This window comes from Flavobacterium segetis (genome assembly GCF_900129575.1).
GTDB lineage: Bacteria > Bacteroidota > Bacteroidia > Flavobacteriales > Flavobacteriaceae > Flavobacterium > Flavobacterium segetis.
Genome location: NZ_FQWE01000005.1, coordinates 142274 through 156779 on the forward strand (window position 1 = coordinate 142274; position 14506 = coordinate 156779).

Annotated in this window: 7 protein-coding genes; 6 read left to right on the forward strand and 1 reads right to left on the reverse strand. The window is 33.7% G+C overall.

The window, feature by feature from the left end; translation table 11 throughout:
- Positions 1–16 precede the first annotated feature (16 nt).
- On the reverse strand, positions 17–574 hold the full coding sequence (locus tag BUA99_RS08695) for an outer membrane beta-barrel protein (RefSeq protein WP_159430938.1): 558 nt from the start codon (positions 572–574) through the stop codon (positions 17–19).
- 644 nt (positions 575–1218) lie between these two features.
- Here BUA99_RS08695 and BUA99_RS08700 point away from each other — a divergent pair.
- The 6 genes from BUA99_RS08700 (at position 1219) to bglX (ending at position 14500) form a co-directional block, all read left to right on the forward strand.
- A complete protein-coding gene (locus tag BUA99_RS08700; RefSeq protein ID WP_072990941.1) occupies positions 1219–4020 on the forward strand; it encodes a helix-turn-helix and ligand-binding sensor domain-containing protein in 2802 nt (933 codons plus the stop codon).
- Between the two features lie 238 nt (positions 4021–4258).
- The gene (locus BUA99_RS08705) at positions 4259–7318 is read left to right on the forward strand and encodes a SusC/RagA family TonB-linked outer membrane protein (protein ID WP_072990944.1); all 3060 of its coding nucleotides are present in this window, start codon (positions 4259–4261) and stop codon (positions 7316–7318) included.
- 11 nt (positions 7319–7329) lie between these two features.
- Positions 7330–8808: a RagB/SusD family nutrient uptake outer membrane protein gene (locus BUA99_RS08710; protein ID WP_072990947.1), complete on the forward strand. Its 1479-nt coding sequence runs from the start codon at positions 7330–7332 to the stop codon at positions 8806–8808.
- An 18-nt stretch (positions 8809–8826) separates the two neighbouring features.
- On the forward strand, positions 8827–10422 hold the full coding sequence (locus BUA99_RS08715) for a hypothetical protein (protein WP_072990968.1): 1596 nt from the start codon (positions 8827–8829) through the stop codon (positions 10420–10422).
- A gap of 64 nt (positions 10423–10486) precedes the next feature.
- The gene (locus BUA99_RS08720) at positions 10487–12130 is read left to right on the forward strand and encodes a glycoside hydrolase family 16 protein (RefSeq protein ID WP_072991461.1); all 1644 of its coding nucleotides are present in this window, start codon (positions 10487–10489) and stop codon (positions 12128–12130) included.
- A 72-nt stretch (positions 12131–12202) separates the two neighbouring features.
- A complete protein-coding gene (gene bglX / locus BUA99_RS08725; protein ID WP_072990970.1) occupies positions 12203–14500 on the forward strand; it encodes a beta-glucosidase BglX in 2298 nt (765 codons plus the stop codon).
- Positions 14501–14506: the final 6 nt, after the last annotated feature.

Here is a 14506-nt window from a genome sequence, read left to right on the forward strand (position 1 = left end):
GTTTTTTAAAGGATTTTTATTTTTTTTCTAAATGTATTTGAAATCCAATTCCTATAGTTAAATCATTATATGTAGTATCTGAGTTATATTTTGATGAATTATAGTTTAGCGAAAGTTCAAGAGCAACACTACTATTAAAAAAAATAGCTGAACCTCCTTTTATGGTGTATCCTCTACTTTTATTTGACCCACCTGACTCGCTTTTACCCTCGGAGAAACCATAACTCGTTTGTAAAAATGGATTAATTATTTTTTCGGCTTTTCTAAAATAATATCTTACAAAAGGTGAAATGCCATAACTATGACTATTATTGTTAGCGCCAGAAGGGTTTGAGAAGTTAAAGCCTACCGCCGTTCCAACTGCAAAATTATCTACAACAAAATAACCTAAATTTGGAGAAATACTAATACCACTGCCAGTTTGAGTAAATTCTGTATTATTGCTTTGAAATGTGCTTTTATAGTTGGTAAAGTTTCCACTCCCGCCAACCATCCAATTACCTTTGTCTATTTGTGCACTCATAAGATTAACAAATAGTACGAAGCTCAAAATTAAAATGTGTTTCTTTTTCATGTTTATAAGTTTAAAGATTAAAAATTTATTGAATTTTTTTTTCATAGGCTACTTGCTTTAATGGTTAATTTACTAATTACGTTTTATCAAATAATTTCTGTCGACCCCAGTTTATTTAAGGCTGTACGTTTTATTTATATTATCAAAGTAAATTTAGTTGATTTAAACTACAAAAGTAAAATTTTTTGTAAAATGAGTTTCTTGCGCTACCCAATAAGTAAAATGGTAAACCTTTCATAGCTAATTATTTAAGCAGGCAATCAAGGACAGTGCTTTGAGGTACCGTTTGAATTTCCCTTACGCGCTTATGCATATCCCAGCGCTAGTGTCTTGCTCGTGTCCTCAAAGTAAACACAATGTTACTTAATGAATAAAAATTCAAATTTGGAGAAAAAACAGCAGCTTATTATGTGATTTTCGCAACCATAAATTATGAAAAAAATGACGAAACGGTTTTAGAGATAGATGCAAATTTATTTATAATGTAAACACGAGTGGGACTAAAAGTATAGAACAACTCACAATTAATGATTAAAATACTGCCTTACTGGCGTCTTTAAAGCATCTATCGTTTTTATGTTTTTTAGATTATAAATAAATCCTACTTTTATATCTATTTTTATAAAAACTAATATCAAAAACCATTGAAAAAACTACCATTTATTTATACCTTATTGCTGTCAATCGCTGCTTTCTCCCAAGAGTTGCCGCCAATAGTTAAATACTCATCTGCAACTTACGAAGCTGCTAACCAAAATTGGATGATAGCTCAAGATGAAAATAATTTTCTTTTTTTTGCTAACAACGAAGGTTTACTCGAATATAATGGCTCTGAGTGGGAACTTTATCCGTCGCCTAATGAAACTATTTTACGCTCAGTAAAAGTGATAGATAATAAGATCTATACTGGCTGTTACATGGAATTTGGTTTTTGGATGCGACAAAATAATGGTAAACTTAAATATACATCTCTTAGTAAAACAATAAAAAGTAAGATTTTAGATGATGAGCAGTTTTGGAATATCTTAAGTTATGATCAATGGGTCATTTTCCAATCCTTAAATAAAATTTATATTTTTGATACTAGCACAAGGAGTTTCCAAATTATCTCCCCTACAAATAGTATAACAAAATCATTTAAAACTAAAAATGGAATTTTTTATCAGATCATAAATGAGGGTCTTTTTGAAATTGAGAGTGGAAAAGGTAGAATAATATCGGATCATCCAATCTTAAAAAGCAATAAGATTGTAAATGTTTTTAGTATCGATGAAGGACTTTTAATTCAAACACAGAGTAGCGGATTTTACAAGTTAAATAGAAATAATTTAACACCATTTGTCACAGAAGCTGATTCTGAATTATCTAAAAGCAGTGTTTATAGTAGTCAATTATTATCAGATGGGAGTTATGCGCTTGGTACTGTTTCAAACGGAATTTTTATATTAAATAATGATGGTAAATTAAAATACCACATCACTCAAAATCGAGGATTGAGTAATAATACAGTGCTTTCGCTATTTGAAGATGCAGATAAAAATATTTGGGCAGGATTAGATAACGGAATTAATTGTATTAATTTTCAGTCCCCTATTCAGAGCTATGTTGATGATACTGGCATACTTGGTACAGTTTACACTTCTAAGCTTTTTGATGGAAAATTGTATGTGGGCACCAATCAAGGTTTATTTTATAAAACTTACAAAACTAATGAGGACTTCAAGTTTATAAACGGTACAAAGGGCCAAGTTTGGTCATTGTTCGAATATGATAAAATATTATTTTGTGGACATGATTCAGGAACCTTTATTGTTAATAATGGTGCTGCAAAAAATATATTTTCTGCCTCTGGAACTTGGAAATTTGAAGCAGTACCCAATCAAAAGGGACTTTTACTACAAGGGAATTACTATGGTCTGTCTACACTTGTAAAAATCAATGATCAATGGATATTTAGAAATAAGATTAATGGTTTTGATTATTCTTCAAAATATTTTGAAATTACAAATCAACTAGATGTTTATGTAAGTCATGAATATAAAGGAATATTTAGACTGAAACTAGACGATCAATTGATAAAAACCCGGCCTTTTGTAACTTATGGAACACCAGTAAAAGGTAAAAATGCTAGTTTAACGAAATTCAACGGCAGTATTTATTACGCTAATAAAGAAGGTATCTTTAAATTAAACTCGAAAACTAAGCAGTTTGCTAAAGAAAAATTATTGAGTTCCGTATTTGAAAAAGAACAGTATACATCTGGAAAATTAATTGTAGATGATTCAAATAAAATATGGCTTTTCTCTAAAAATTATATACACTACTTTTCTTTGAGTAAGTTAAGCAGTCAATTAAAGCAAAATATAATTCCTATCCCAGCGTCATTAACTAAATCAATGTCAGGCTATGAAAATATAACTCAGATTTCTAATTCAGATTATTTAATAGGAACCACTGACGGGTATTATATTTTAAATCTAAATGATCTTACTTTTAAAAATTATCAACTTTCCATCACATCTATTGTAACAAATAAACAAAATGAAAGTTTTATTAACCGATCTATTGACAGTGCTGGTCAATTTTTATCAAATGAAAATAATATTACCATTGCTTATACGATCCCTGAATTTAATAAATATGTAAATGCCGAATTTCAATATTTATTAGAAGGATTTCAGGAAAAATGGAGCGAGTGGAGCACAAAAACAACGGTTAATTTTAAAAATTTATCGCCTGGAAAATACAATTTCAAAGTCAGAGCTAAGTCGGCAAACTCAGCGGCCGAGGAGCCATTAGTTTATTCATTTGTTATTGTGAAACCGTGGTATAGGACTAATATAGCATTGTTAGTTTATTTTGTAATCATTCTTTTTATGGCAAGATTTATTCACAAAATGTATAAAAGTTACTATGACAAACAAAAAGTAAAATTAATTGAAGAAAATAATTTATTGTTGGAAATAAAAGAACTCGAAAATGAGCAAGGAATAATGAGAATTAGAAATGAAAAACTTGCAAACGATGTTGATACTATAAATCGAGAACTAGCAGTCTCAACAATGACTCTAAATAGCAAAAATGAGTTACTAACTTTTATAAAAGAAGATTTAAAGAAAGCACCAGAAGATGGTAATAGAAATATCAAATCAGTAATTTCTACGATTAATAAGAATATATCAGGTGGCGATAGTTGGAGTGTTTTTAAAGAAGCTTTTGATAATGCAGACAAAGACTTTTTGAAAAAAGTAAAATTAGCACATCCAAATCTAACTTCAAATGATTTAAGATTATGTGCGTATCTAAGATTAAATTTATCTAGTAAAGAAGTGGCTCCTTTATTGAATATTTCAGTGCGTAGTGTTGAAATAAAAAGGTATCGTTTGCGTAAAAAAATGGAATTATCACATGAACAAGGACTTGTGGAATACATTCTATCTGTATAGGTCTTAAAAATAATTTAAATAAAACTATACATTACCACAACATTAACGTTGTCGCTATCCTTTTTTACTTCGTGAACAATCAATATGGATTGAAATATTCTTTACTATAATATCTTAATCCTTGGTTATTATTCAATAAATTCTGTTTTTTTTTGCATTGTATGTTTTTTGTTGAGGTTGGTTTTATTTTATTAGCAGTTGTTCTTACTAATTTTATAAATCACAAAAAACACAAATTATGAAGGCAAATTATTTATTAATCCTTTTTCTGTTTCTATCTGCTTTTGGTTACGCCCAAAGCTTCGATGTAGGAGGAGTTGTTAAAGAAGCCGGATCTGGTTTACCAATTCCCGGCGTCAATGTTCAAATTAAAAATACATCAAACGGAACAGCGACAGACATCGATGGTAGGTTTTCCATCAAAGGACTTTCCTCAGGTACAACGCTTGTATTTTCGTATTTAGGATTTAAAAATTTAGAATATAATGTACTTTCTAGTTCAAGCACACTTTCTATTGCGCTTCAAGAGGATTCTAAGGAATTAAATGAGGTAATTGTTATTGGTTATGGAAGCCAGAAAAAACGAGAAGTAACAGGTGCCGTTTCTGTTGTTGATAGTAAGACACTTGAAATCTTAAAGCCTGTAAAAATAGAACAAGCTTTACAGGGAACAGTTTCGGGAGTTAACGTAACCACTACCTCAGGTGCTCCGGGTGCTGCACTAGACATTCGAATTAGAGGTATCGCCACTAATGGAGAAAATAGGCCAACAACTATAATTGACGGTTACATAGGCGAATTAGGTTTGTTAAATCCTAATGATGTAGAATCAATTACTGTTCTAAAAGACGCGCAAGCTGCTATATATGGAACCATAGGTGCGAACGGAATCATTTTAGTTACAACTAAAACAGGAAAAAAGAATTCTAAAGCAAAAATAAGCTATAACACTTACACTGGTTTTCAAGAAACTTCAAGAACATTACCAATGCTAAATGCTACCGAATACGCACTTTTATTAAATGAAAGTTATGCAAATGGTGGCAAAAAAATTCCATTTTCAAATGTTTCTGGACTAGGGAAAGGAACTGATTGGCAGAAAGAGATTTTCAGTAAGAGTGTACCGATAATTAATCATGATATTTCTTTTTCTGGAGGATCTGATAAAATTACTTATTCTGTTAGCGGATCCCATTTAGATCAAGAGGGAATAATAGGTAAAAGTAAATCTGGATTTTTAAGAAATACGGCGAGAGTTTCGCTCGGTGCCGATATAACGGAGAAATTAAAAGTAAAAACAAACGTAATTTACACTTATTTAAATAGAAAATCTTTGAATGAAGGAGGCTTAGGATCTGTTTTATTTAATGCTTTGAATACACCGTCTACCTTAAAACCTTTTGATGCAAATGGCGACTTTACTAAAGTGCCGACAACTACTGGTCTGGGCATCGAAATTATTAATCCTTTAGCTCAAATTGATAATACGTACAATGATTACAATTTCAAGAAAATCAGTGGTAATTTTGGTTTAGATTATAAACTCTTTAAAGCTTTTACAATTTCTAGTTCTATCGGTTTTAATACTTCAAATAGCGAATCTAAGTCTTTTGCTAAACAAATTTTATATTGGACAAATCCTTCTGATAAAGTTTTTGACGTTTTAAGAAGTTCCGTTTCTCAAAATGCTATTAATGATAATGATTATTCTTTTGATTTATTTGGAACTTACGCAAAAAAAATTGGTGCGAATCACAACGTAACTGCAACCGTTGGAAATACAATTTACAAACAATTTGGCAATGGATTATTTGCTACTGGATATGACGTTCCTTATAATTCATGGGAGTTTGCTGATATTTCATTAACAAAAGGGTTATCTGCTACTGTTCCTGTGAGTTCTTATAACTATGATGAACGCAGACTTTCTTATTTTGGTAGAGCGCAGTATGATTATAAAGGGAAATATCTTTTTTCTGCAATGATTCGTCGTGATGCTTCTACAAAATTTGGTCCTGGAAATAAAGTGGGTTATTTTCCATCTTTTACTGGTGGTTGGGTCGTCTCTGACGAAGGTTTTTTTGGCGAAGACAAAGTAGTTAACTTTATGAAAATGAGAGCTAGTTATGGTACTTTAGGAAATGACCAAATTCCAAATAATGGTTATATTTCTCAATTAGGAGGGGAAGCAACTTATGTATTTGACGGTATTTTAGTACAGGGATTAGCAATAGGTCAAACGCCAAATCCTAATTTAAAATGGGAAGAAGCTCAAAAATTTGATGTTGGTTTAGATCTTAAATTATTTAATAATAAAGTTTCTGTTGTTGTTGATTATTTTATCGATACGCGTGCTGATTTATTAATTCCATTTATTCCCGTTTCAGGAATTAATGGGACTGCCGCTCCGGGTGCAGGTGCGCCTACAATAAACGCGGGAACAGTAAGGAATTCAGGGCTGGAGTTTTCTATTGATTACAAACATAGTTTTTCAGATAAGTTTTCTATGAGTACAGCTTATAATGTTACTTTTCTAAAAAATGAAGTTCTAGCTGTAGATAATGGCACGGGATTTATTGAAGGAGGTTCATTTGGTGTAGGACAACAATCGCCTTCAAGAATGGAAGTTGGTAAACCTATTGGCTACTTTTTTGGTTATAAAACGGATGGACTTTTTCAAAACCAAGCCGAGGTCAGTGCGCATCCATCTCAATTATCATTAGGAGCAGAGGCGAGTCCTGGCGACTTACGTATTGTGGATACTAATGGCGATGGAATCATTAATCCTAACGATAGAACAAATATAGGTGATCCTATTCCTACAGCAACTATGGGTTTCAATTTACAAATGAATTATCAAAATTTTGATTTTGCGGTTTACACGTTTGCGTCTGTAGGAAATGATATGGTTCGCAATTATGAAAGAAACCTCACTGATGTCAATCGATTAAATTATGTTCTTGATAGATGGACGGGAGAAGGAAGCACAAATTCTACTCCTAGAGTAACTACAAGTGCTACGGGAAATTCAACGTTTTCAAGCTATTTTGTTGAAGATGCGTCCTACTTGAGAATTCAAAATATGCAATTAGGATATTCATTGGATCCTAAATATTCTGAAAAAGTGGGAATTACAAAAGTAAGACTCTACGCCGGTGTTAATAATCTATACACTTTTACAAAATATAAAGGTTTTGATCCAGGTGCTTCTAACGGTGCACCTATTGGAGGCGGAATCGATTATGGTTTTTATCCAATCCCAAGAACTTATTTATTAGGCTTAAACATTAATTTTTAATCCATATTAAAATGAAAAAATATCAATACATTGCCCTTTTAGCAATAATTGCATTTTCTACGGCAGCTATTTCCTGCAGTGATGATTTTGTAAACCGCCCAATAAAATATTCAATCGACTCTGAAAATTATTTTAATTCTAAGTCTGATTATGATGCAGCATTAATCGCAGCTTATGATTTGCTACAAAGTACTTATGTGAATGTCTTGCTAGGCGAGATTGCTTCTGATAACACATTGGCGGGTGGAGAAAGTCAATCTGATACTCCAGGTTTTCACCAAATTGACGACATGATTCACACTCCCGTGAATAGTAATTTGAAAAACGTTTGGGACTGGATGTTCGCAGGTGTTCAAAGAGCAAATTATATATTGGAATTTAAAGATAAAAGTGATTTTGAAGGTAAAAACCAAGTTATTGGCGAAGCACGTTTTCTTAGAGCCTATTACCATTTCGAATTGGTAAAGTGGTTTGGTGCAATTCCATTAAAAGGAGATACGAGATTTAGCTCAGGTGATGAAACTAAAATACCACGTTCGCCCGTTGCTGATGTTTATGCATCTATTGAAGCCGATTTAATTTTTGCTTCAAATAACTTATCGTCAACTGCAGCTCAAAAGGGGAGGGCTACTAAAGGAGCAGCTTTAGCCTTACTTGGAAAAGCATATTTGTATCAAAACAAATTTGCTAAAGCAGCGACGACCTTTGAAAGTTTGATTTCAAAATCGCCTTATTCATTAGTTTCAAATTACAATACTATTTTCGAAAATGAAGGTGAAAACGGTGTAGAATCTGTTTTTGAAGTACAATATACTGATGTCGAAGGAGCAGGTTTTGGATGTCTCCAATGTAGCGAAGGGAATGTAGCTGTCGGTTTTAGTGGAATAAGAAATTATTCAGGCTCTGTTTTTACTTCTGGATTTAGTTTCAATGTGCCGACACAAAAAATAGTAAATGCTTTTGAAGCTGGTGATAATAGAAAAGCGGTTGCGATATTAGATATCGAAGCATGGGCAACTGCTACAGGTGCAACATTCGGAAAAGGATACCAACATACTGGTTATTTTAATAGAAAATATCTTCCAAGAAAAAGAAGTTCAGATGCACAAGGTGATTTAAACCTCACTAATCCAAATAACTACAGGGCAATTAGATATGCTGATGTTTTATTGATGGCTGCTGAAGCATACAATCGCGGTGGAATTGATGATGCAAAAGCAAAAAACTATTTAAATCAAGTTAGAAGACGCGCTTTTGGTGATTTAAACCATGATATTTCATCTTCTGGACCAGCATTAACTGACTTTATCTTAGCAGAAAGAAGAGTGGAATTAGCTGGTGAAGGACATCGTTTCTTCGATTTAGTTAGAACTGGGAAAGCAGCGGCTGAAATTTCTGGATTCAAAGCGGGTAAAAATGAATTATTTCCCATTCCAATCGAAGAAATTCAATTTGCAAATGGGAATTGGCAACAAAATCCAGGATATTAAATCTAATAGAAGCAAAATATGAAAAATATAAAATTAATATTAAGTATCTTGACCATAACTCTAGTTCTGGGTTGTTCAAATGATAACAATGATGTGGATTTAGAAGGAGTTAACGCTCCTGCAAATATATCTGCTTTAACCACGATTACTCAAGATAATTCTGGTAATGTAACTTTTTTGCCTCGTGGCGAAGGAGTTACTGGCTACGAAATTTATTTTGGTGATGGAACTGTTGAGCCAGCATACGTAAATGTGGGTGCTATAACAACACACAAATATAAAGAGGGTAAATTCTCAGCTAAAATTGTTGGTACCACAATCAATGGAAAAAAAACAGAGGTAATTCAAGACGTGACCGTTTCTTTTTTAGCGCCTAAAAACTTTGAGCCAACAATCACTATTGGAACTAATTTATCCATTAATGTAACTGCAAAAGCGGAATTAGAAACTTTCTTTCAAGTGTATTTTGGGGATAAGGCTAGTGAAGTTCCAACAAATTTTATGGAGGGTGAGGTGATCAAACATACTTACGCTGCAGCAGGTACTTATCAAGTAAAAGTGGTTGCATTAAGCGGTGGTGCTGCAACAACTCAAAAAATTCAAAGTGTTACGGTAACTAATTTATTAGCTGCGCCAATTCCTACTATTCCAGCTGCAAATGTGATTTCGCTTTTTAGTGATTCTTATACTAATGTTGCAGTAGATACTTGGAGAACTTCTTGGTCACAAGCTAATCTAGAAGATATTGATATTAGTGGCAACAAAGCTAAGAAGTATAGTTCTTTAAATTTCGTAGGAGTTGAAGCCACAACAACTCCAATTAATGCAACAGCAATGACCTTTTTTCACATTGATATTTGGTCTTCTACTTTTACAGAGTTTAAAATTAAACTTGTCGATTTTGGCGCAAATGGTGTTTTTGGTGGTGGTGATGACAAAGAACATGAAATTAAGATTTCCAATCCTGAAAAAGAAAAATGGGTAAGTTTAGATATGCCATTGAGTGATTTTACAGGATTAACTACACGTTCTCACATTGCGCAAATTATTTTTGTTGGAGCACCCTCAGGTAGTACTACAGTTTATGTAGATAATGTATTCTTTTATAATAAAGTAGGTTCTGTAACAGCTGCACCAGCTCCAAGTTTGCCAGCTTCTAAAGTGATTTCGATGTTTAGTGATAGTTACACAAATGTTTCAGTTGATACTTGGAGAACTTCTTGGTCAAGTGCTACATTAACAGATTTAGCAATCAGCGGTAATGCGACTAAAAAATATAGCGAATTGGATTTTGTTGGTATTGAAACTACAACTACTCCAATCGATGCCACTGCAATGACTCATTTTCATACTGATGTTTGGTCATCTGACTTCACCACTTTTAAAATTAAATTAGTTGATTTTGGTTTGAACGGTGTCTTTGGAGGGGGTGATGATAAGGAACATGAAATCACTATTACAGCTCCTGCAAAAGGGGAATGGATTAGTTTAGATATTCCATTGAGTTCATTTTCTGGACTTACTACACGTGCTCATATTGCGCAGTTAATTTATGTAGGTGCACCAGCTGGAAATAACACGGTTTACATCGATAATGTTTATTTTCATGATTAAACAAACAGTTTTACAATCAGTAAAATATTTTGTCTTGTTATCATTAACACAAAAAATATATAAAATGAAAAAATTAACAATAAGTATTTTATCTGTATTTGCCCTTCTTTTGATGGTCAATTGTCAGGATGATAATCTTGCTTTTGGAGTGCTAAATACACCAACTGATTTAAAAGTAACAACAGAAATAGTAGGGAAAACTGCAGCTCTTCCCAATGGCGACGGTTCCGGTAAAATAAAATTTACGAGTACTGCAAAAAATGCAATTTCTTATAAGTACATTTTCAGTGATGGAACTTCAAAAAATGCTCCGAGTGGAATAATAGAAAATAGCTTTGCAACTCCTGGTGTCAACACTTATACAGTTACTGTTATTGCTTCAGGAGCTGGTGGTGTTGCCACAAATGTTACTTTGGAAGTCACGGTTTTTAGTGATTTTAAAGACGAAGCAGCTGTTCAATTTTTAACTGGCGGATCTAGCAGAAAATGGTATTGGGCACAAAAAGAGCCGGGACATTTAGGTGTAGGTCCGAATGTGGCTTGGTCTGATCCAACTTTTGGAGTTAAAAATTATTATCCTGATTTTTATTCTGCAGCAGCTGATGAAAAGTCTGCAACTTGCTTGTACAATAGTGTAATTACATTTTCCAAAGAAGGACAGCAAATGAAATTCACATTAGACAATAAAGGGCAAACGTATTACAATGGTGCTGTTAAAGGTGGAGGTGATGACGCGTGCTACCCATTGACCATTACTGGGGCAAAAATAGTTACATTAAGTAAATCAGATTCTTTTATAACTAAGAATCCTGGAAGTTCTACTCAAACAAGAGGAACGGTATTAAACATTGCAGACGGTGGTTTTATGGGTTATTTTGTCGGGACAAGTTCTTATGAAATCCTATCTATTACTGACAATCGCATGGTCGTTAGAGTAATCCAATCAGGAAATCCATTTTTAGCTTGGTATCATACTTTTACAACAACTCCCGCAGGAGCTGTAATTACGCCTCCAGTAGTCACAAATTATACCGACTTAAAATTTTCCGATGAATTCAATACCGATGGTGCGCCAGATCCAACAAAATGGGGTTATGATCTAGGTGCCGGTGGATGGGGTAATGCTGAAGCGCAAACCTATACAAGCGCTGCTGATAATGTCATTGTTCAAGGTGGAAATCTAAAAATTACTGCTAAAAAATCGGGAACGGGTTATACTTCTGCAAGATTAAAAACAGAGAATAAATATGAATTTACTTATGGCAAAATTGAAGTTAGAGCTAAATTGCCTATAGGTGGTGGAACTTGGCCTGCGATTTGGTCTCTGGGTCAAGATTATGCAACGAACTCATGGCCTAAATGTGGTGAAATTGATTTTATGGAACATAGAGGTAATGACCAAAATGTAATTCATGGTACGCTGCATTATCCCGGTAATTCTGGTGGAAATGCTAACACTGCAAAAACAACAATTGCAAACGCAGCAAGTGAATTTCATATTTATAAAACAATTTGGAGTCCTACTGCTATTCAGTTTTATGTAGACGATAAACTATTTCATTCTTTTGTAAATAGTTCTTCAGTTCCCTTTAACAGCGATTTCTTTTTGATTTTGAATGTAGCAATGGGCGGCTCTTTTGGAGGTGCAATTGATCCTGCATTTTCTCAATCATCTATGGAAATAGATTATGTTAGGATTTATCAATAAAAATTAAATAATTGTAAAATAATAGAAGGTCGGTTCTTGTACCGACCTTTTAATTTATAAAAAGTGAGGATCATGAAAAGTAAATCAATAATAGCAACATTTATTATTACTGGATTAATTGCAAGTTGTAGTTCTAAAATCTCAAAAACTTCTATTGTTAGTGTTAAGCAAGGCAGTTTAGAAATGAAAGTAGATTCAGTACTTAACCTAATGACACTAGAGGAAAAAGTAGGCCAACTCAATCAATATAATGGATTTTGGGAAATTACGGGTCCAACACCTAAGGAAGGTCAGGCCGCAAAAAAGTACGATGACTTGAAGAGAGGTTTAGTAGGCTCAATGCTCAATGTAAAAGGAGTGAAAGATGTAAAAGCATTACAAAAAATCGCTGTAGAACAAACTAGATTGGGTATTCCACTAATTTTTGGATTTGATGTCATTCATGGTTATAAAACTATCAGTCCAATTCCGCTTGCAGAAGCGGCAAGTTGGGATCTAGAAGCTATAAAAAAATCAGCTGCAATTGCTGCCGAGGAGGCCGCTGCTGTGGGTTTAAATTGGACTTTTGCTCCTATGGTCGATATCTCTAGAGATGCAAGATGGGGTCGAGTAATGGAAGGCGCGGGAGAGGATCCGTATTTAGGAAGCAAAATTGCCGTAGCTAGAGTGCAAGGCTTTCAAGGAGAGGATTTATCAGCCACCAATACTATTTTGGCTTGCGCCAAACATTTTGCTGGTTATGGCTTTGCAGAATCGGGCAGAGATTATAATACAGTTGATGTAAGTGAAAGCGTATTACAAAACACTATTTTTCCTCCATTCAAAGCTGCTGTTGACGCGGGAGTGCGAACCTTTATGAATTCATTCAACGAACTAAATGGAATTCCTGCAACTGGAAGTTCCTATCTGCAAAGAGAAGTGCTCAAAGGCGACTGGAAATTTGATGGACTGATGGTTTCTGATTGGGGTTCGATCAATGAAATGATTGCACACGGTTTTGCTAAAGACAGCAAACAAGCTGCCGAAATGGCAATCAATGCCGGTTCTGACATGGATATGGAATCTAGCGCTTATGTAACTTATTTAGTAGCATTAGTTAAAGAAGGTAAAGTCAAAGAACGTCTTATCGACGATGCTGCAAGACGAGTTTTAAAAGTGAAGTTTGAATTGGGATTATTTGACGATCCTTATAAATATTGTGATGAAAATGGAGAATTGGTAACAATAGGAAAACCAGAATTCCAAGAAGGTGTATTGGATATGGCAAGAAAGTCAATCGTACTTCTAAAAAACGAAAAAGAGCTATTGCCATTAAAAAAATCAGGTCAAAAAATTGCTGTAATAGGAGCATTAGCTAGTGATAAAACAAGTCCTTTAGGAAGCTGGAGGATTGCCGCTGATGATGAAAGCGCCGTTTCAGTTTTAGAAGGTTTACAAAAGTATAAAGGCAATCAATTAACTTATGCTAAAGGAGCTAATGTAACTATAGGTCGCACGCAATTTATCTGGGAAACTAAAATTAATACAACCGATAAAAGTGAATTCGCTGCTGCAATTGCTATTGCAAAACAAGCTGAAGTGGTAATAATGGTTTTAGGCGAACATGGATTACAATCAGGAGAAGGTAGGAGTAGAACTGAAATTGGTCTTCCTGGTGTTCAGCAAGAATTATTAGAAGCTGTTTATAAGGTGAATCCAAATATAGTATTAGTTTTAAACAATGGTCGTCCACTAGCAATTCCTTGGGCAGATGAAAATATACCGGCAATTGTAGAGGCATGGCAACTAGGAACGCAAAGCGGAAACGCAATTGCTGAGGTGTTGTACGGAGATTATAATCCAAGTGGGAAGTTACCAATGACATTTCCTAGAAATGTGGGTCAGATTCCTATTTATTATAATTTCAAAAATACAGGTAGACCTACGATGAACGAGCCAGAAAGTGTGTTTTGGTCACATTATATCGATGAGAAAAACACACCATTGTATGCGTTTGGTCATGGACTCAGTTATTCTAAATTTGAATATTCTAACTTGAAATTATCATCAAATTCATTTACTAAAAATGGCAAAATCGAAATTTCTATAACTTTAAAAAATACGAGTAAAATAGCTGGTAAAGAGGTCGTTCAATTATATATTAGAGATTTAATAGGAAGTGTAACTCGTCCCGTAAAAGAGCTTAAAGGCTTTGAAATGATTGAATTAATGCCTAATGAAACAAAAGTGGTAACTTTTGAAATCAATGAAAAGACAATTGAATATTTTACTGCAAATCGAAAGTGGGAAGCTGAGTCAGGCGATTTTAAAGTTTTTATAGGTGGAAGTTCGGTTACAAAATTAGAAGACAATTTTAAATATTCTAACTAAATTAAA